Origin of the sequence: Amycolatopsis sp. NPDC047767 (assembly GCF_040704195.1) — a bacterium.
Taxonomy (GTDB): domain Bacteria; phylum Actinomycetota; class Actinomycetes; order Mycobacteriales; family Pseudonocardiaceae; genus Amycolatopsis.
Genome location: NZ_JBEYSJ010000007.1, coordinates 204,791 through 224,808, shown reverse-complemented (window position 1 = coordinate 224,808; position 20,018 = coordinate 204,791). Strand labels below are relative to the sequence as shown.

General features: G+C 70.0%; 16 protein-coding genes and 1 pseudogene. 8 read left to right on the top strand and 9 right to left on the bottom strand.

Features of this window, described 5'->3' with window-relative positions; all coding sequences use genetic code 11:
- Nucleotides 1-934: 934 nt before the first annotated feature.
- The 7 genes and pseudogenes from AB0878_RS15770 to purD form a co-directional block, all read right to left on the bottom strand.
- Nucleotides 935-1,159 (bottom strand): annotated as a pseudogene (locus AB0878_RS15770) (WXG100 family type VII secretion target); the annotation flags it as partial.
- A gap of 126 nt (nt 1,160-1,285) precedes the next feature.
- Nucleotides 1,286-1,597, bottom strand: a complete 312-nt coding sequence (locus tag AB0878_RS15765; RefSeq protein WP_366580343.1) for a hypothetical protein — start codon at nt 1,595-1,597, stop codon at nt 1,286-1,288.
- A gap of 143 nt (nt 1,598-1,740) precedes the next feature.
- Complete coding sequence (locus AB0878_RS15760; protein ID WP_366580341.1) at nt 1,741-2,499, bottom strand: ESX secretion-associated protein EspG; 759 nt, start codon at nt 2,497-2,499, stop codon at nt 1,741-1,743.
- Nucleotides 2,496-4,085, bottom strand: a complete 1,590-nt coding sequence (locus AB0878_RS15755; protein WP_366580339.1) for a hypothetical protein — start codon at nt 4,083-4,085, stop codon at nt 2,496-2,498. Before AB0878_RS15755 ends, AB0878_RS15760 begins: the two co-directional genes overlap by 4 nt.
- An 8-nt stretch (nt 4,086-4,093) precedes the next feature.
- On the bottom strand, nt 4,094-4,693 hold the full coding sequence (locus AB0878_RS15750) for a DUF3558 domain-containing protein (RefSeq protein ID WP_366580337.1): 600 nt from the start codon (nt 4,691-4,693) through the stop codon (nt 4,094-4,096).
- Nucleotides 4,674-5,063, bottom strand: coding sequence for a PE domain-containing protein (locus AB0878_RS15745; RefSeq protein ID WP_220245152.1), 390 nt, complete (start codon nt 5,061-5,063; stop codon nt 4,674-4,676). The genes AB0878_RS15750 and AB0878_RS15745 overlap by 20 nt, the downstream gene beginning before the upstream one ends.
- Before the next feature lie 83 nt (nt 5,064-5,146).
- Entirely contained in the window at nt 5,147-6,412 is a 1,266-nt protein-coding gene (purD, locus tag AB0878_RS15740; protein WP_366580335.1) for a phosphoribosylamine--glycine ligase, read from the bottom strand.
- Nucleotides 6,413-6,739: 327 nt separating this feature from the next.
- Here purD and AB0878_RS15735 point away from each other — a divergent pair, with 327 nt between their 5' ends.
- From AB0878_RS15735 to AB0878_RS15715, 5 genes are all read left to right on the top strand, one after another.
- Nucleotides 6,740-7,870, top strand: coding sequence for a glycerophosphodiester phosphodiesterase (locus AB0878_RS15735; RefSeq protein WP_366580333.1), 1,131 nt, complete (start codon nt 6,740-6,742; stop codon nt 7,868-7,870).
- Nucleotides 7,871-7,966: 96 nt separating this feature from the next.
- Complete coding sequence (locus tag AB0878_RS15730) at nt 7,967-8,953, top strand: serine hydrolase domain-containing protein (protein WP_366580331.1); 987 nt, start codon at nt 7,967-7,969, stop codon at nt 8,951-8,953.
- Nucleotides 8,954-9,344: 391 nt separating this feature from the next.
- On the top strand, nt 9,345-10,889 hold the full coding sequence (locus AB0878_RS15725) for an amino acid permease (protein ID WP_366580329.1): 1,545 nt from the start codon (nt 9,345-9,347) through the stop codon (nt 10,887-10,889).
- 59 nt (nt 10,890-10,948) lie between these two features.
- Nucleotides 10,949-12,409, top strand: a complete 1,461-nt coding sequence (locus AB0878_RS15720) for an alpha/beta fold hydrolase (protein WP_366580327.1) — start codon at nt 10,949-10,951, stop codon at nt 12,407-12,409.
- A 37-nt stretch (nt 12,410-12,446) separates the two neighbouring features.
- Nucleotides 12,447-14,087, top strand: a complete 1,641-nt coding sequence (locus AB0878_RS15715) for a Na+/H+ antiporter (protein WP_366580326.1) — start codon at nt 12,447-12,449, stop codon at nt 14,085-14,087.
- 36 nt (nt 14,088-14,123) lie between these two features.
- Here the strand turns inward: AB0878_RS15715 and AB0878_RS15710 are convergent, their stop codons facing one another.
- A complete protein-coding gene (locus AB0878_RS15710; RefSeq protein ID WP_366580324.1) occupies nt 14,124-15,410 on the bottom strand; it encodes an adenylosuccinate synthase in 1,287 nt (428 codons plus the stop codon).
- 74 nt (nt 15,411-15,484) lie between these two features.
- Between AB0878_RS15710 and AB0878_RS15705 the strand changes: the two genes are divergently transcribed.
- The 3 genes from AB0878_RS15705 (at nt 15,485) to AB0878_RS15695 (ending at nt 17,980) form a co-directional block, all read left to right on the top strand.
- Nucleotides 15,485-16,156: a hypothetical protein gene (locus AB0878_RS15705; RefSeq protein ID WP_366580322.1), complete on the top strand. Its 672-nt coding sequence runs from the start codon at nt 15,485-15,487 to the stop codon at nt 16,154-16,156.
- A 147-nt stretch (nt 16,157-16,303) separates the two neighbouring features.
- Entirely contained in the window at nt 16,304-16,942 is a 639-nt protein-coding gene (locus tag AB0878_RS15700; protein WP_366580320.1) for an HNH endonuclease family protein, read from the top strand.
- A 138-nt stretch (nt 16,943-17,080) separates the two neighbouring features.
- Nucleotides 17,081-17,980, top strand: coding sequence for a glycosyl hydrolase family 18 protein (locus tag AB0878_RS15695; protein WP_366580318.1), 900 nt, complete (start codon nt 17,081-17,083; stop codon nt 17,978-17,980).
- Between the two features lie 201 nt (nt 17,981-18,181).
- On the opposite strand, the gene AB0878_RS15690 is transcribed toward AB0878_RS15695, so the two are convergent.
- Entirely contained in the window at nt 18,182-20,008 is a 1,827-nt protein-coding gene (locus tag AB0878_RS15690; protein WP_366580316.1) for a GAF domain-containing protein, read from the bottom strand.
- Nucleotides 20,009-20,018 lie beyond the last annotated feature (10 nt).

The following is a 20,018-nucleotide window of genomic DNA, read 5'->3' as shown; positions in this document are numbered from 1 at the left end:
TGCGCCGGTGGACGGCCACGCCGTTGCCGGGCGCGGTGCTCGTGCGCGGCTGCCACCCGCACTCCGGACAGACAACCGGACCGTCCTTGGCAACCGCGACCCGCGGCAGGTTCAGCCACCGGTGGTTCGGCGTGGTGGTCGCCGCCCAACGCGAGTTGGCCAGCGTGACCAGCGGCGCGTTCTCGTGGTGGACAACCCGCGTCACGCGGGTCCACTCGCTGCGCCGGGTCTGCGGGTTGTAGCCGATGGTCTCGTCGCCGACCTCGACGTCGTGGTGCTTCAGCAGCCCACGCCGCGTCAGCATGGCCGTGTCCAGCGGCACGCAGTCCCAGTTGTTGATCGCGTTGGGATTACCGCCCGATTCGTGCTGGATGATCGCCCAGATGTTCTTGACGTCGGCTTCCGTGACGTTCACACCGTTGGCCTGAAGGATCTTGATGGCCTCGTCGATCCACTCCTGCACGTTGCCCGGCGGCGGGGACCCGGGCGGGCCGCCGCTGGGGCCAAGGCCGCCGCCCCCACCGCCACCGCCGCCTCCTCCGCCGCCACCGCCGTGGTGAGAGCTGGTGTGGAGACCGCCGGTGCTCTGGGGGACGGTGCCGTCCTTGCCGGGGAGGGGGACCTTGTCGTAGCCACCCTCGATCTGGGTTTTCATCAGGGTCTGCGACTGGCCGATCATGGTGTTGGCCTGGTTGAGCAGACCCTGCACCTCGCCGTCGTACTGCGTCGTCAGGTTGTTGATGTCCGTCTTCGCCGTGGCCTTGATCTGCTCGACCGTGGGGCTGGGCGCGGGCTTCTTCTCGTCGGCGGCGGTCTTGGCCGCAGCTGCCGCGGCGTTCATGTCGGTCTGGGCCTTCTGATTGCGGGCGTTGACCGCCTTCTCCGCATCGCCGAGCTTGCCCTGGGTGACCTTGGTCTTGATGTCGGCGAGGTTCTTCGCGAGGTTCGTCAGGTCGGTCGCCACGTCGCCGAGGTGCGCCTCGACTTTGGCGCCCGCGCTGCGGACCGTGCGGACGTAGTCGAAGAACTTGTCGGCCGCGTCGCCGGACCAGACGCTGCTGTCGAGCGCCTTTGTGGTGTTGTCCAGCGCCTGCGAGTGGTCGGCCGCGTCGGTGGCGGCGCCGCGGAACTGGTCGGCCGCCTTGTTGATGGCGTCCACGTTGAGCTTGGCGACCTGGTCGACCTTGTCCGTGAACGCTTTCCAGTTGTCCGGAGTCCCGGCACCGACCCCATCCAAAGCCACTTGTCGTCCCCCTGCTATTCCGCGAGCCGAGCCCGAATTGTTCTATTTGTCGACGTGAACGGTGAGGTCACTCTTGCCGACCTCGTCCATTTCGGTCATCAGACCGGCGGCCTTGCGCATGGCGGACGCGAGCGCGTCCATGTGCTGGCCCGCGGCGTCGAACTGGCTGTGCACACCGTTCTTGAAGTCACCGACGGCGCTGTGCGCGTCCTGCGAACCGGGCATCCCGCCGAACGGGCTTTCCTTTTCGTGGTCCATGCCGGTGAGCTTGTCCTTGGACTTCTGGTATTCGTCCTTCAGCCTCTCGACCTGACGCGCCGCGATAGCCATCGAATCGACGTCGTACACAGCCACGGTCCGCTCTCCCCTTCACGAAAACCAACACCCGATTGATCAGACGCACCCACGATCAAGTCGGTTCCCGGCCTACTGTAAGACCTCGGCCACGCTCCGGGTACGGATCTTCGCCGAATCCACCCCCGCGTGCGAGAACCACTTCACAGCACCGCGTGCAGCTCCCGTACCCGTTCCACCAGCACCGCGTTGTCCGCCGGGGTGATGGTGGCCCAGGTGTGGCCGTCGGGGTCGTCGGTGAGTTGGAAGAGGTAGCGGCCCGCGTCGGTGTCGAAGAAGGCGGTGGGGTGGGGCGAGCGGCGGACGGTGCCGTCGCGGAGGGTGCGTTCGGCGGTGAACTGGCCGCGGGCTTCCTGGCCGAGCAGCATGCCGGCGAGTTCCTGGGCTTCCCACAGGGCGAGGCCGCGATCCTCGAGGGCGGTGACCAGGGCTTTGGGTTCGCCGCCGGCTTCGGCGTCGGCGGCGACGAGGGTGGCGTGGGGCACCGAGACGCTCTGGCCGAGGCCCGCGGAGAGGTCGCCGGCGACGGGGACGGCGGCTTCGGCCAGCGCGCCCTCGTCGGCGGGGATGAGCCAGACCTCGTCGCGGTCGACGACGGCGAGCACGGCCTGGCTGCCGCGGCTGACGGCACGCCCGTGGATCTCGCGGTCGGCCCAGACCCAGACGTCGAGGGCGGACTGCGGGCGCGACAGCAGGTGCAGCTGGTCGAACAGCTCACCCGACGCGCGGCGCCCGCGCGCGAGGCGGCGGCGCGAAAGTCCCGCCCACGCCTGGTCGATCAACTCAGCGCGTTCGGAATGCGTGCGGCCCGGCGAGGGCACGCCGAGCGCGGCGGGACGGCGGCCCAGCTCGAGCGACTCCCACAGGACGTCGAACTCGAGCGTCGAGAGCACGAGGTTCACGCGTCGTCGCCGATCACGTCGTCGGAGACCAGGCGGGGGTCGGTGAAGAGGTCCTTGTCGTCGACGCCGAAGCGGCGCACGTGGTCGGCGTCGTCCTCGTTCTGCGTGGCCGCGGGGGCGAGGAACTTCGCGTCGCCCGAAGGCTGCTTGGGCTCGATCTGCTCGGTCTTGCGCAGCGCGATCGCCTCTTCCTCCGGCAGCTCGCCCACCGGCAGCGGACGCACGGGTCCCTTCGACGGCGCACCACCGAAACCCCGGCCCGGCCGTTCCCGGTCACCGGCCACGGCACCGCCGGCCACGCCCGCGCCGAGCGCCGCGGCACCCGCGCCGAGCTCGCCGACCGACGCACCCGGCCGCGGCGGCGCGGCGGGACCGCTCACGCTCTCCTCCGGCACAACGGGTGACTGCGGACCGCTGCCGACCATCCGGCCCCGGCTCAACGCCGGGTCGCCACCACCGGTCCCGCCGGCCGGACCGCGGCCGAGGACGGCGTCAGGCCCGGTCGACGACCCACCCGGCGCAGCGCTGCCGGAGCCGGGCCCGGGCCCGGGCCCTCCGACGAGACCACGCCCGGCACCGGGCTGCCCCTCGAAACCAGGACCGAAACCAGGCCCACCACCCCGGACGGGCCCACCGAACCCAGGCCGTCCAGGCACGTCCGGCCGGCCGCCACCCCGAGGCATTTCCCAACCGGGCGGCGGCGTCGAAGGCCGACCCGAAACCGGAGGAGCAACGGGGGCCGCCCCAGGCGGAGGCGCAGCCGGCCGCCCCGGAGCCGAAGCCGGCGCCGTGTAACCGCCGGATCCACCGGACCCGGCCGACCCACCAGGCATCGCGATCCCCAACGCCGGCGTCGGCGGATCCACCGCCAGCCGGTTCGCCACCGGCTGCACCACCGGCGGATCCACGTGCCGCGACTGCACCGAGGCCGAAGCCGGCCGCACTCCGCCGTCCGGCGTCACGTCCACCGCCGACCCGGCCAGGTCGAGCACGCTCTTACGCCCGTCCGGCTCCGTCATCGACAGCGACTGCGGCTGGCTCAGCGGCTCCGACGCCAACAGGTTCTCGCCGCTCTGCTGCGCGTACGCGTTCAACGCCTCGAGCGCCTGGCTTCGCGCGTTCTGCGCCGCGTCGACCGCCGTCGCGTGGTCGGTCTCGAAGCCGATCAGGCTCAGCACGGAGTCGCCGAGCGTGTAGCCGCCGGCGCCCTTCATCAGCGTGGCGGGGTCGGGCAGCTTGAACTTGGTGCGGTTGAAGGCCTCGCCCTGCGCGAAGAGCAGCTCGGCGGTGTTGGACACCTTCCGCATGGCGTCCTGGGAGAACCCGGCCTGGTCGGTGAACACCTGCCCGGCCGCGCCGCCCGCCTGGCTCTGCCACTCGACGCCGAGCTGCGTCAGCTGCGTGCGCAGCGCCTGGTCGGTCTCGGCGAGCGCGGTCGCGACGGCCTTCAGCGCGTCGACGGCCGTGCCGATGCTGCCGATGCCGTCGCCGTCGGAGAACTTCCGGATCTCGTCCGCGAGGGACGTGTCCGTCCAGCCGTCGAAGCGCTGGTCGCGGATCTTGCCCGCGAGGTCGGAGATCTCCACGCGCCCTCCTAGGTCCGTGTCTTGAGGTACTGCAGCGCCAGGTCGGCCGCCTGCGTCGCCTGGTCGCACAGCTGCTGCTGGGTGAACGCACCGGCGGTGACCGCAAACGCTTGCGCCGCCAGCGTCTGGCCCTTCGCGACGCCGACGAGCACCTCGCAGTCCGAAGGCGTGCCGGCCGCGCGGTAGTTCGTGAGCGCCGGGTAGCCCTCGACCGCGAACGGCGCCGTGGTCATGCTGTTCTTCCGCCGCGCGCCGGTGAGCCACTCCTGCAAGTCGGCGGTAACGGTGCGCAGGTGGTAGGCGTGGAACGGCTCGGTCTTGTCCGCGTCGAACACGCACGTGGGCCCGTCCTGCGGATCGGCGGCCTTGCGCGGCACGGCGTTGACCTGCAGCTCGTCGAGCTGCGCCTGGCCCAGCAGGTCACACGGGTCCACGCCCGTGAGCGGGAGGTCGGCCGGGCGCGGCGGCAGCTGCGAAGCCTTCGCGGCCTGCGAAGCCGATCTCACCGCGGTCGGCACCGGCACGGCCGTGCCGGCATCGCCGGACGAGCACCCGGCCGCGCCGAGCGCGAGCGCCGCGACGAGAGCGCTAGTGAATGCCGTGCGCACCACGGTCCCCGAACGCCGCGGCCTTGTCGTCTTCGCTCGCCTGGTACGTCTGGGCCGCGCCCCGCAGCTGCTCGCCGAGGCGGCGCAGGTTGGCGACGTACGCGCGCGCTTCGGCCGCGTAGGAGTGATCACCTTCCGCGACGATCATGTTCCACGCCGCCACGGAATTCACGCTCACCGCGTCGGCCGAAGGCGTGTCGATGCGCAGCTCGCCCAGGCGCGTGAGCAGCTTGTCCTCGAGTGCGTTGGCCTGCTCGTCGACGGCCTTCGCCACGTCCAGCAGCTTCTCCGGCGCCACGATGAGGTCCGCGACGCCGGGCGCGGCCGGGACGGACGACGCCAGGTCGGACAGCGGACTGCTTCCCGCCATGCGCTCCCCCTCGGTAATACGGAGTGTGACCGTTCGGCCCCGCTACGAGGCTACCAACCGCCGGGTGATCGGGAGGCGGAAACTCAGGCGTTCACCGGCATGGTGATGTCGCCGTTGGCCGCCTTGAGCGCGATGTCGGTGCGGTGGTGCGAGCCCGCGAGGTGCACGCGCTCCACCGTCTCGTACGCGTGCTTGCGCGCCGACTTGAGCGACTTGCCCGTGCCGACCACGGACAGCACACGCCCGCCCGCCGACACCACGGCGCCGTCCTCGCGCCGCCGGGTGCCCGCGTGGAGCACGCCTTCGAGCTCGCCGCCGGTGATCACGTCGCCGGTGCGCGGCTTGCCGGGGTAGCCGTCGGCCGCGATCACGACCGTCACGGCCGCGCCGCCCGACCACTCCAGCGGCGGCTGCTTCGCGAGCTTGCCGGTGGCCGTCGCGTGCATCAGGCCGGCCAGCGGCGTGCGCAGCAGCGCCAGCACGACCTGGGTCTCCGGGTCGCCGAAGCGGCAGTTGAACTCGATGACCTGCGGGCCCTCGGACGTCAGCGCGAGACCGGCGTAGAGCAGGCCGGAGAAGGTGGCGCCGCGCGCGTCGAGCTCGTCGACCACGGGCTGCACGATGCGGGCGACCACGTCGTCCACCAGGCCTTCCGGCGCCCACGGCAGCGGGGCGTAGGCGCCCATGCCCCCGGTGTTCGGGCCGGCGTCGTCGTCGCCGACGCGCTTGAAGTCCTGCGCGGGCAGCAGCGGGACCACGGTGCGGCCGTCGACGAAGCAGAACAGCGAAGCCTCGGGTCCGTCCAAAAAGGATTCCAGGAGGACGGGATGCCCGCCGTCGAGGAGCATCAGGGCGTGCTTGCGCGCGACCTCGACGTCCTGCGTGACGACCACGCCCTTGCCGGCCGCGAGGCCGTCGTCCTTCACGACCCAGGTGGGACCGAAGCGCTGCAGCGCGGCGTCGAGGCGCGCCGGAGTGTCCACGACCTCGCTGCGCGCGGTGGGGACGTTCGCGGCGGCCATCACGTCCTTGGCGAACGCCTTCGAGCCCTCGATGCGCGCGGCCGTGGCCGACGGTCCGAAGCAGGCGATGCCCGCCTTCCGCACCGCGTCGGCGACGCCCGCGACCAGCGGCACCTCGGGGCCGACCACCACGAGGTCGGCCTTCCACCCGCTCGCCAGCGCAGCAACCGCTTCGGGATCAGCCGGTTCGACACCCATCTGCTCGGCGACCGCGGCCGTCCCGGCATTGCCGGGCGCGCAGGCGAGCGCGGTGACGGCGGGATCGCCGGACACCGCGAGGACGAGTGCATGCTCCCGGGCGCCGGACCCGATTACCAGTACGCGCACGCCGACCAGCGTAACGGGCTCGGGTCGGCGGGGGCATTTCGCCGTCCGTGAGGCACCTGTCCCGTGCTGTCCGGAAGCGGATTCCATGCACCGTTTACCGGTTTGTCAGCCGTCTGTCCGCCCTGTGCCGCTCACCGGACGCTTGCGGCCGTGAGGGTGGCGGCGGGCGTTGCCAAACCGGCCGAAAGTAGGCGGTACCGGACTGGCAGCCGCCTTCCTGCCGCCAGTTTCCGCCGTGACTGTGGTCGGATTGGCAAATAAACGGCGCAGTGTGGCAAATCCGTCAGATGAGGACGGAGCGCCCGGTAGAGAGAGGGTCCCTTTCCCATGAAGCGCAAACGCGTGGGTGTGCTCGCCCTGTCCGGTCTCGCCCTGCTCGGGGTCGCGAGCCTGGCCATCGGTCCCGCCACGGCGGCCCCGCAGCAGGTGGCGGGCGCGGCGGCGCACCGGCACGATGACCCCGTGATCGTCGGACACCGGGGCGCGCCCGGCTACCGCCCGGAGCACACGCTCGCCTCCTACGAGCTCGCGTTCCGCATGGGCGTGGACTTCGTCGACGTCGACCTCGTGCCGACCAAGGACGGCCAGCTCGTCGCGCGGCACGAGCCGGAGATCGGCGGCACCACCGACGTGGCGGACCACAAGGAGTTCGCCTCGCGCAAGACCACCAAGACCATCGACGGCGTGTCGATGACCGGCTGGTTCACCGAGGACTTCACGCTCGCGGAGCTCAAGACGCTGCGCGCGAAGGAGCGGATCCCGGAGAACCGCCCGAACAACCAGCTGTACAACGGCCGCTTCCAGATCGCGACCTACCAGGAGGTCATCGACCTCACGCGGCGGCTGGGCAAGGAGCTGCACCGCACGCTGGGCACGTACCCCGAGGTCAAGCACTCGACGTACTTCTCCTCGATCGGCAACCCGACCGAGCCGAAGCTCGTCGCGTTCCTCAACCGCAACGGCCTCAACCGCGCCGACGCGCCGGTGATCATCCAGTCGTTCGAGGTGGCGAACCTCAAGGAGCTGCACAAGCAGGTGCGGGTGCCGCTGCTGCAGCTCACGGAGGCTTCGGGCGCGCCGGCCGACTTCGTGGCCGCCGGTGACAAGCGCACGTACGCGGACATCGTGACGCCGGCGGGGCTGCGTGAAGTCGCGAAGTACGCGAAGTACCTCGGCCCGGACAAGGCGCAGATCATCCCGCGCGACGCTTCGGACAACCTCGGCAAGCCGACCTCGCTGGTCGCGGACGCGCACCGCGTGGGTCTCAAGGTGCAGCCGTACACCTTCCGCAACGAGAACCCGTTCCTGCCGGCGAACCTGCGTTCTTCCGCCAGCCCGACCGCGTTCGGCAACGTGTTCGCGGAGGAGGCGGCGTTCCTCAAGGCCGGCGTCGACGGCTTCTTCGCTGACCAGGCGGACGCGGCACTGGAGTCGCTGCACGATTTCCTGGGGCACTGATTTTTGGCTCTGTAGCCGGGTTTTCCGCAGGCCCGTTCACCCGATGGTGGACGGGCCTGCTGTTTTTTGTCGGCGCCGGTTCCTAGAGTTGCCGCCATGGTTCTTGGGGAGGAGATCGACCGGCTGGCGCGTGACACCGGGTTTTCCGGGGTCGTGTCGGTCAGCCGTCGTGATGAATCGGTGCTCGCGCGTGCGTACGGCTCGGCGCACCGCGGGTACGGCGTACCGAACACAGTGGACACCAGGTTCGCGATCGCCAGTGGTACCAAGGGTTTCACTGCCTTGGTGGTGGTTCGTCTCATCGTCGAGGGGTTGCTGACCCTGGGCACCCGGGTGCGCTCCCTGCTGGGCGCGGACCTGCCGTTGATCGACGACGACGTCACGGTGGAACACCTGCTCTCCCACCGCTCGGGCATCGGCGACTACTGCGACGAAGACGCCTCGCCACCGGCGCAACCGCAGTCCTTCACCTCGGCGGCGGCGTATTTGCCTGCACTGGACGGGTTCCCGCAACGGTTTCCGCCGGGGTCGCGGTTCTCGTACAACAACGGCGGGTTCGCGGTACTGGCGTTGCTGGCGGAACGGGCTGCGGGTACGCCTTTCGCGGATCTGGTCGCTTCGCGCGTTGCCGCTCCTGCCGGCATGACACACACGTCGTTCCTCCGCTCGGACGCGCTACCCGGCGACGCGGCCACGGGGTACCTGGAAGACGGGCGCACCAACGTCTTCAGCCTGCCCGTGGTCGGCAGCGGCGACGGCGGGATCTACTCGACCGCCGGCGACTTCGCGGCGTTCTGGTCCGCGTTTCACGCCGGCCGGATCGTGCCACCGGAGTGGGTTTCGCGGATGACGAACGTGGTGAGCGCCGAGACCTCGACCCGCGAACAGCTCTGCTACGGCCTCGGCTTCTGGCTCCCACCCGACGACACCACGGTGATGCTGGAGGGCTACGACTACGGCGTCTCGTTCCGCAGCGTCTCGCGCCCCTCCGACGGCCTGGTGTTCACGGTTGTTTCCAACACTTCGGAGGGTGCGTGGCCGTTGACCCGATGGCTCGGAGGGGAGTTGGTGGCGAACGGCTGATGCGCGAAGGAAGCGCTCGGCCGGCCGGCTGATCGCGGTAAGTCCGGCGGCCGGAGCAGGACCGGCTGAACGACAGCCCTCGCGATCTCGAAGGGTTGCCACGGACAGCCGTTGATGGGTTGCGACGGGCTGGCACGAGGTTGACAGCAGGCTGCTGCCGTCAGTTGCGGGTTGGCTGCACCGGCCTGTCTGCGGATTGCGGAATGCTGCGGATGGCGCGTTGTGGCGGAGCACCTCGTCACGCGGCCAGGCGCCCACGGTCGCGGTGAGGAACCCATGGCGGCCGCGCGCGGGAGGGGTTCTTGACGGAGCCTTGACACCCGCGGACGGGCCGGGCTAGCTTCTCCGGAACTTCAAAGGTCTGTACACATACCTTTCAGGTGGGTGCCCGATGGATGTCTCCGACCAGCAGACCGCCGAACCCGACCGACACGACGAGGACAGTGCGCGGCTGCATGCGCTGGGGTATGCGCAGGAGCTGAAGCGCACGATGTCGTCGTTTTCGAACTTCGCGGTGTCGTTCACGATCATCTCGATCCTGTCCGGATGTCTGACGCTGTACGGCTTCGGCATGAAGACCGGCGGGCCCGTGGCGATGATCTGGGGGTGGCCGCTCGTCGGTCTCTTCGTGATCCTCGTGGGGCTCGGCATGGCGGAGGTGTGCTCCAGCTACCCGACGGCCGGTGGTCTGTACTACTGGGCCGCGAAGCTCGCGACGCGCAACGGGCCGGCGTGGTCGTGGTTCACCGGGTGGTTCAACCTGATCGGGCAGATCGCCGTGACGGCGGGCATCGACTTCGGGGCGGCGCTGTTCCTGAACGCGTTCCTCGACCTGCAGTGGGGCTACGCCGCGACGCCGGGGCACACGATCCTGCTGCTGGCGATCATCCTGGTCGTGCACGGGGCGCTGAACACGTTCGGCGTGCGCGTGGTGGCGATCCTCAACAGCGTGAGCGTGTGGTGGCACCTGATCGGGGTGCTGGTGATCGTCGGCGTGCTCGTGTTCGTGCCGGCGAAGCACCAGGAAGCGTCGTTCGTGTTCGGGCACTTCGCGAACGAGACGGGCTGGAGCTCGTCGGTGTACGTGTTCGCGCTCGGGTTGCTGCTGGCGCAGTACACGCTGACCGGCTACGACGCGTCGGCGCACATGACCGAGGAAACCAAGAACGCCGCGAAGGCCGGGCCGCGCGGGATCATCAACTCGATCCTCGTGTCGCTCGTCGCGGGGTGGGTGCTGCTGATCGGGCTCACGTTCGCCATCCAGGACTACGACGGCGCCGTCAACTCGGCCACGGGGGTGCCGCCGGCGCAGATCTTCATCGACGCCACCGGCGCGGTCACGGGCAAGTTCCTGCTGCTGATCTGCATCGGCGCGCAACTGTTCTGCGGCATGGCCTCGGTGACGGCCAACTCGCGGATGATCTACGCGTTCGCCCGCGACGGCGCCATCCCCGGCTCGAAGATCTGGCACCGCATCAACAAGCGCACGCAGACGCCCACCAACGCCGTGTGGCTGGCCGCGGGCGGCGCGCTGATCCTGGCGCTGCCGTACCTGTGGAGCGCCACGGCCTACGCAGCGGTCACATCGATCGCGACCGTCGGGCTCTACGTGGCGTACGTGATCCCCGTGTTCCTGCGCGTCCGACGCGGTGACAGCTTCGCGAAGGGACCGTGGCACCTCGGTCGCTGGGGCAAGCCGATCGGCATCGTCGCGACCGCGTGGGTCGTGGTGATCTTCGTGCTGTTCATGCTGCCGCAGGGCTCACCCGTCACGGTCGACTCGTTCAACTACACGCCGATCGCGTTCCTGATCGTGCTCGGCGGCGCGGCGCTGTGGTGGGTCGTGTCGGCGCGCAAGTGGTTCACGGGCCCGAAGGTGCAGGGATCCGCGGCGGAACTGGAAGCCGTCGAACGGGAGCTCAAAGAACTGGGATAGACCCGGGATCAACCCGCAGGTGGAGGTGTCACCCAGCGGCGGCCGTGAAGATCGGGACGGTGAAACCGAACCGAACAGCCACTCTCGCGCTCGCCGCCGTGAGCCTCGGCGCGCTCACCGTCGCACCCGCCGCCGCGGCTACCCCGCCGCTGTCCTGGGGCACCTGCCCCGCCCCGACCCCCGACGCGTCGAGCAACACCGTCCAGCGCGACCCGCGCCAGCAGTGCGCCACGCTGACCGTCCCGCTCGACTACGCCCACCCGCACGGGAAAACCATCACCCTCACGATCTCGCGCATCCCCGGCACGAAACACCAGCCACTGGCCATCGGCCCGGGCGGGCCCGGCGGGTCCGGCCTGGACCAGCCGAGCGTGTGGTCGACCACGGCCGTCGGCAAGCAACTGCTGAGCCAGTACGACCTCATCGGGTTCGACGACCGCGGCATCGGCAACTCGACTCCGGTCCTCTGTGGACTGTCCGACGCCGACCGCGCCGCCACCCTCGCCGACCCGTACCCGGCGCCGGACGGCGACATCAGCGCCAACGTCACCTACGCCCGCCGCGTCGCCGCCACCTGCGCGAAGAACGCCGGCGCGTACCTGCCGTACCTCAACACGAACAACGTCGCACAGGACATGGATCGCATCCGCCAAGCCCTCGGCGCGCGCGAGCTGAACTACTACGGCACGTCCTACGGCACCTACCGCGGCGCCGTCTACGCCTCGATGTTCCCGCGGAACACCGGCAAGATCGTGCTCGACAGCAGCACTCCGCCGGACGGCGTCACAGCCGCGATCCGGCTGAAGGGCGAAGCCGTGGAAACGGCGTTTCCCCCGTTCGCCGAATGGGCCGCCGACCACGACAGCACCTTCCACCTCAGCACCACCCCGGACGCGATAGAAGCCGCCTACTTCCGCATCACCGCGGCCCTCGACCAGCACCCCCGCACCTTCGACAGCGGCCGCGTCCTCACCGGCAACGACGTGCGCGTCGCCCTGCCGCCGTTCCTCGAGAAGCCGGCGACCTACCCCGTCATCGCCACGCTGATGGCCCTCGGTGACGGCCAGGACCTGCCCTTCGGCACCACCTTCACCCAGCTGATCCCCGACAACTTCGCCAGCGACCAGTACGCCGTCCTCTGCGGTGACGCGCCCGTCTCCCGCGACCCCGCGACGTACGCCGCCGCCGTGCAGCAGGACCGCCAGGCCCACCCCCTCACCAACGGCATGCCCGCCGACATCTGGCCGTGCGCCTTCTGGCCGCGCGACGCCGTGCACCAGTCACAGCCCATCACCGCGAACGGCCCGCGCAACGTCCTGATGCTCCAGAACCACGCCGACCCCTCCACCGCGTACTCCGGCGCCCTGGAGATGCGCCAAGCCCTCGGCCGCCGCGCGGAGCTGACCACGATCGACGACGCCGGCCACGGCGTGGACCTCACCAACGCGTGCACGGCCGGCCGGCTCACCGATTTCCTGCTCGAAGATCACCTGCCCGGACGCGACACGACGTGCCCGTGACCCGTCATCCGAGATCAACCTGGGTGAAGATGCGGGCATGGAGACCCTCACGCTGGTCGGAGTCCTCGCCGGCTCGCTCGGCCTGACCGCGCTCGCCCGGCGCTACAACGTGTCGGCGCCGCTGCTGATCGTCGTGGTCGCGCTGGGGGTCGCGCTGATCCCGGGCGTGCCACGGATCGAGCTGGAGCCCGAGCTGATCCTCACGGTGGTGCTGCCGCCGCTGCTCTACTCGACGTCGCTCGACAGCTCGCTCACGCACTTCCGCGCCAACCTGCGCCCGATCATCGGGCTGGGTGTCGTGCTGGTGGTGGTGACGGCCGTGGTCGTCGCGTTCGTGGTGCACCTGCTGCTGCCCGAGCTGCCGTGGGCGTCGGCGCTGGTGCTCGGGGCGGTGGTGGCACCGCCGGACGCCGTGACGGCCGTGGCGATCGGGCGCAAGCTCGGCCTGCCGCGCGGGATCATGACCGTGCTGACCGGCGAAAGCCTGGTCAACGACGCCGCCGCGCTCACGCTGTACAAGGTCGCGCTCGCCGCCGTCGCGGGCACGGCCGGGTCGATCGGCCATGGCCTTGGCGTGTTCGCGGTGGCGACGGTGCTGGGCATCGCCGTGGGCCTCGTGGCTGGGTTCGTGGTGGTGTTCATCCGCTCGCGGCTCGACGACCCGCTGCTGGAGTCGGCGTTCGGGATCATCGTGCCGTTCGCGGCCTACGTGACGGCCGAGCACTTGCACCCGTTCGGCTCGGAGTTCAGCGGCTCGGGCGTGCTCGCCGTGGTCACGGCCGGCCTCTACCTCGGCCAGCGCTCGCTGCGCGCGTCCCCGGCCACGCGCATGCAGGACCGGTCCGTGTGGACATCGATCGACGTGCTGCTCGAAGCGCTGGTGTTCGCGTTGATGGGCCTGCAGCTGCCGTTCGTGCTCGACGGCGCCGACCGCGCGGCCCGCGACAACGGCACCCTCGCGATCGTCGCTGTCGTCGTGCTGCTGGTGACGATGGCCGTGCGGATCCCCGCGGTGTTCCTGTCGAGCTACCTGCCGAGAACGCTGCGGCTGTTCGGCCGGACGCGCGACTCGGCTTCGTGGCAAGCGCTGGCCGTGGTGTCGTGGACCGGGATGCGCGGCGTGGTCACACTCGCCGCGGCTTCGGCCGTGCCGCTCGGGACGCCGGGGCGCCCGGAGATCCAGCTGTTCGCGTTCACCGTCGCCGTCGGCACGGTGCTGATCCAGGGCCTGACCTTGCCGCCGCTGATCCGCTGGCTCAAGGTCCGGAACCCGGCCGAGGCCGCCCGCGACCAGGCCGAGGAGCTGGCCGCGCGGGAGGTCGCGCAGAAGGCGGCGCACGCGCGGCTGAAGGAGATCACGCAGGCGGCGATGGCCAAGGCGGACCTGCCGCCGGACCGCATGAAGCGGCTGGAAGAACGTCTGGAGCGGCTCGTCGACACCCGCTACCGCTTCGCGCGAGCCGCGATCACGCTGTCCGGCGAGGAACGCAGCGCCAGCCCGCAGGCGAAGTTCGCCCAGGCCCGGCGCGAGCTGCTGATCACCCAGCGCGCGGCGATGATCGCGGAGAACCGCGCCGGGCGCCTCGACGACGAGGTGCTGCGCAAGGTCCTGGTCGAGCTGGACCTCGAAGAGCTCTCCGCCACCAACACCCTCACCAACCGGATGGGCATGGGCTGACGGGCGTTCCGTCGGGAACGCCCGTCGGCAAACGGCTCAGACGAAGTCGTGGCGCACGATCGTCTGCTCGCGGCCCGGCCCCACGCCGATGGCCGAGACCCGCGCACCCGACAGCTCTTCCAGACGCTCCACATAGGACCGCGCGTTGGCCGGCAGCTCGTCGAACGTGCGGCAGCCCGAGATGTCCTCGAACCAGCCCGGCAGCTCTTCGTACACCGGCACGGCGTGGTGCACGTCGGTCTGAGTCATCGGCATGTCGTGGGTGCGGCGGCCGTCCACGTCGTAGCCGACGCACACCGGCACCTTCTCCAGGCCCGACAGCACGTCGAGCTTGGTGAGGAAGTAGTCGGTGATCCCGTTGACGCGCACGGCGTAGCGGGCGATCACGGCGTCGAACCAGCCGGTGCGCCGCGAACGGCCCGTGGTCACGCCGAACTCGCCGCCCTGCTTGCGCAGGTACTCGCCGGACTCGTCGTCGAGCTCCGTCGGGAACGGGCCCGAGCCGACGCGCGTGGTGTAGGCCTTCAGGATGCCCAGCACGGTGGTGATGCGGCCCGGGCCGATGCCCGAACCCGCGCTCGCGCCGCCCGAGGTCGGGTTCGACGACGTGACGAACGGGTACGTGCCGTGGTCCACGTCGAGCAGCGTGCCCTGCGAACCCTCCAGCAGCACCGTTTCGCCGCGTTCGAGGGCCTGGTTGAGCTGCAGGCGCGTGTCGGCGATGCGGTGCGCGAACTTCTCGCCGGCGGCGAGCACCTCGTCGGCGACCTGGTTCGCGTCGAGCGCCTTGCGGTTGTAGACCTTCACCAGGACCTGGTTCTTGAACTCCAGCGCCGCTTCGACCTTCTGGCGGAAGATCTTCTCGTCGAGCAGGTCCTGCACGCGGACGCCGACGCGGGCGATCTTGTCCTGGTAGCACGGCCCGATGCCCCGGCCGGTGGTGCCGATCTTGCGGCTGCCCAGGTAGCGCTCGGTGACTTTGTCGATCGCCACGTGGTACGGCATGATCAAGTGCGCGTCGGCGGAGATCCGCAGCCCGCTCGTGTCGACGCCGCGCTCCTCCAGACCCGCGAGCTCGTCGAGCAGCACGCCCGGGTCGACCACCACACCGTTGCCGATGACGTTGGTCACGCCCGGCGTGAGGATCCCGGACGGGATGAGGTGGAGGGCGAAGTTCTCGCCGTTGGGCAGGACGACGGTGTGGCCGGCGTTGTTGCCGCCCTGGTACCGGACGACCCACTGCACGCGGTCACCGAGCAGGTCGGTCGCCTTGCCCTTGCCTTCGTCCCCCCACTGGGCACCGATCAGCACGATCGCCGGCATGTGACACTCCAGGTGTTCGGCAACAGGGAAAGTGTCCCGATGGGACACGGGGTGGCGCTGGGAAATGCCGGTGCATGACTGTAACGGAGGACGTGGGCGTGCGCGGAATCGTGGTGGCCTGCGGTGATGATCCGCACTCGTTCACGGCCCTCCGTGACGTGTCCATCGTCCGCGTTTCGGCGCTTCCGGGCAAGGCGGAAATCGATCCCTTGCTGGGGAAACACGAGCGCTTGATCGTCGCGGGGACCGACGCGGACCTCGCGGCGGTGCTCGTGCGATTGCTGCGGACCGATCGGGTGTCGGGCGTGTCGGTCGGGTTCGTGCCTGCCGAGTCCGGTTCGGCCGTCGCGGCGCTCTGGGGACTGCCCACGGACCCCGTCAAGGCGCTTGAAATCGCCCTCGACGCTTCGGCCTCGGAAGTGCCGCTCGTGCGTGACGACACCGGCGGCATCCTGGCCGGGCGCGCCACTCTGCGTAACGTCCAGGGCCAGGCGTACTGCGACGAGCACCTGGCCTTCGACGGCGCCGCGGCCGCCGTGGAGGTGTCGGCGGACGAGAACGGCTTGGTCGCCCGGGTGACGCGTGGGAAGCTGGTGAAGCGCAGCGCCGTGTTCCACGGTCGCGCGTTCCAGCTCGGCTGCCTGCCGACCACGTCGCTCGTGAGCGACGGCGTCGCGCACCCCCGCGAGGTCACCAAGCGGACCTGGTACCGGCACACCGAGGACCTGCGCCTGATCCGACCGTGACCGGTTTCATCCGATAGTTCTGCGCCAGGTGGACTAACGGCACTTTCTGTTCACTGAAGGTCTGTTACATGTCACCCGTAAGTGTTGCTTGCGCCACTTCCGTGGTCGAAGGTGAATCAGTCCCACACTCGACACGGAGGCAGCAATATGCCCACAGCGCGTAGTGTCCGAAACTCCTTGACCGTCCTCGTCGGCGTGACGCTGCTCGGCGGCACGATGGTCGGCATCGCCGACGCGACCCCGCCCGGCATCCCGTCGGCCGCGACGGCCAAGAGCGAGCTCGCCGGCCTCACCGTGAAGGCCGACGGTTCGCTGACCGGCTACAGCCGCGACAAGTTCCCGCACTGGATCCAGCAGGGCAACAACTGCGACACCCGTGAGGTCGTGCTCAAGCGCGACGGCACGAACGTCGTCACCAACTCCAGCTGCACCGCCACCTCGGGCAAGTGGGTTTCGCCCTACGACGGCGCGACCTGGACCGCGGCGTCCGATGTGGACATCGACCACGTCGTGCCGCTGGCCGACGCGTGGCGCACCGGTGCGTCGTCGTGGACCACGGCGCAGCGCCAGGCCTACGCCAACGACCTGTCCGACCCGCAGCTGATCGCCGTGACGGACAACGTCAACCAGGAGAAGGGCGACAAGTCGCCGGACCAGTGGAAGCCGCCGTCCACGGGCTACTGGTGCACCTACGCCCGCATGTGGGTCGCGGTGAAGTCGAAGTTCAAGCTCACGGTGAACTCCGCCGAGAAGTCCGCGCTGACGGACATGCTGGGCCGCTGCTGAGTCAGCCGAGTGCTTCGCGCGGGGCCGGGATCGGTTCTGGGGTCTGGGGTCCGACGGCCGATCACGCCGGTCCCGCCCCGCGCGGAACCCTACGGACGGTGGTAGTGCGGGCACGTTCTGCCACGTAAGGTCTGGACCATGAGGAAGCTCGCGGCGGCCGCGCTGGCCGTGCTCCTGGTGCTGTGCGGCGCCGTGCCGGCCTCGGCCGCGACCGGGCGGCGCGTGATCGTGTACTACCAGACGATCTACAACGGCAGCGCGTACGTCTCGCCGCTCGGCCTCACGCAACACAACGCCGGCGTCACCGACGTCCTCGTCGGTGCCGTCCACCTCGACCCCGGCGGCGTGGTGCACGTGAACGACGACCCGCCGTCGGCCGCGAAGTTCAACCAGATGTGGCAGGACCTCGGCACCTTGCGCTCCCAGGGCGTCCACACCCTGGCCTTCCTCGGCGGCGCGGCCCAGGGCAGCTTCCAGCGGCTCGCGTCCGACTTCAACACGTACTACCCACCGCTTCGCGCTCTGCTTCGCGACCACTCGCTGTCGGGCATCGACCTGGACATCGAGGAGACGGTGGACAACGCCTCCGTCGTCCGCCTCATCGACGCCCTGCGCACGGACTTCGGCCCGTCGTTTCTCATCACCTTCGCCCCCGTCGCCCCGGAGCTGAGCGGCGGGCGCGGCCTCTCGGGCCTGAACTACGACCAGCTCTACCGCGACCGCGGCCCCCAGATCTCCTGGTTCAACACCCAGTTCTACTGCGGCTGGGGCTCCCTGTCCGACACCTCCGGCTACGACGCCATCGTCGGCCACGGCGTCGTGCCGGCCGCGAAGGTCGTCGCCGGGACCGTGACGAATCCCGCCAACTGTGGTGGGTACGTCGACATGTCGCGGCTGCAGTCGACGGCTCGTTCGCTGGTCGCGAAGTACCCGGACTTCGGCGGGGTGGATGGCTGGGAGTACTTCAACTCCTTGCCGGGCGGGACAGGTGCGCCTTGGCAGTGGGCGCAACAGGTCGCGCCGGTGGTGAAGGGCTGATCCGGACGGCTCGTGACGCACCCGCCGGCATATCCAGGGCCGCGCGCATCGCCCGGCCCATCAGCGCGGCTTGACACCAGAGCCACACCGGCGCCGGACTCCCCGGACCAGCCGCGCTACTCGGTCCACTGGCCGAGCAGCTCTTCAGACGAGGAACGCAAGACAACCTCGGCACCCTCGCCAAAATCCTGCAAAAATGACTCACCAACCAGCCAGATCCAGAATCTGAAACGCGATCCGCGACTGCAGCAGACAATCCAACGCACCCGGATCCTGCCCGATCAGCTTTCCGATCTTCCCCAGCCGGTAGCGGATCGTGTTCTCGTGCACGCCCAGCTCCGACGCGGTGCTCTGAACGCGCCCCTCGGCGGCGACGAAAGCGCGCCACGTCTCCAGAAGCGACGGGTCCGCGTCCCGCAACGGCCGGATCGTTTCGTGCGCGAACTGCACCGCCTCCTTGACCCGGCCGCTGGACGCGACCAGCCGGAACAGCCCCAGCTCGGTCACCGTCACCACGCCACCGGACCAGCCGAACGACGTGGCCAGCTCGTCGATCTCCCGCAACTCCCGGTGGGCCAAAGGGAAATCCTCCGGAGAACGGCACACGCCGGAGATCACGGCGGTCCGCACCCGCAAGCGCGGGCCGACAGCCAGCCGAACCTCGTCGACCGCCGCGCGCAAGTCGCGCGGTTCCGAACCGTCCGGAAGGGACAGCAGCGCGACCACCGCGCCCGGCAGGCTGACCGCGGCCGGTTCGGACACCGACAGAACCGTGGCCAGTGAACGGATCACCAGCTTCCGCCCCACCGAAACGCTCACGTTCTGGCTCGCGTTGTCCAACGCGAACCGCACCAGCACGTGCGGCTGAGCCAGGTTCACCCCGAACTGCGGGCCGCGCCGCGCCAGCTGCTCGGCGTCGCGGGTGCGGTGCAGCAGGTCGGACAGGAAGTCCTCGCGCGCCTGGCCCTCGGCCTCCGCCTGGCGTCGTTCGGACAGCACCTGCAACGACAGCACCGTCGCGCCGTGCTCCGCGAGCTTCGTGTCCAGCTCCTCCAGACCGCGCCCGACCTCGACGATCCCGAGGTACCCACTGGGCTGGCCCTCGATGATCAGCCGGCACATCAGGTGTCGCCGACCCACCCACACCGCCGGCGTCGGCGGCACGATCGTCGACGGGCAGCTGGCGCTCAGCGACGCCAGCGCCTGCTTCACCGACGGCAGCTCCCGGATCCGCGCGGCCAGCTCCGGCGGCTGCGTCATTTTCAACCCCGCAGGTGCGGACCACGCCAGGACCTGGAAATCCTCGTTGTACAGCACCACGGGCTTCGCCGAGAGCTCACCCAGCAGCGTCACCACGGTCTGGATGCTCGCGCCGTCGAGCACGGCGTTGGTCAGCTTCTGGTGCACATCGGCCAGGTACGCCAGGGTGTTCTTCTGCCGCACGACCTCGGCGGCCTTGTTCTTCAGGTGCGCGTTCAGCATGGCCTGCCGCAGGAACAACGCGCCCAGCCGGGCGAACAGCTCCGCGAGCGCCACGTCTTCGTCGGCGTACACGTGGTCCTTCTGCACGTTGTCGACGAAGATCAGGCCGATCACCTTGCCGTCGAACACGAGCGGCACGCCGAGCATCGCGCGCACGTGCCAGTGCTCCATGGTGCGGCGGTGCGGGCGCGGGTCGCGCGGCACGTCGGAGATGAGCACAGGCGCGGCCGACTCGATGACCTCGCGGCTGAACCGGTCGCCCTGGATGCCGGCCTCCTGCGCCTGCACGGCGGCCGAGATGTCGCCCTCGCTCTCGCAGTAGCCGGCGGCGCCGCGGAACCGGCCGTCGCCGTCGCGCAGGTACACCGAACAGCGTGTGACGCCCAGCAGGTGGCACAGCTGCTTGCCGAGCAGGCCCAGCAGGTCCTCGAGCCGCGTGGTGGTGATGGCCTCGGTCGTGATCTCGCTGAACGCGGCGATGACCTCACGCTCACGGTGCGCCGGATCCACCGGGCGCACCAGGGACCGAACCGAAGCGTCGCGCATGGGATCCGCC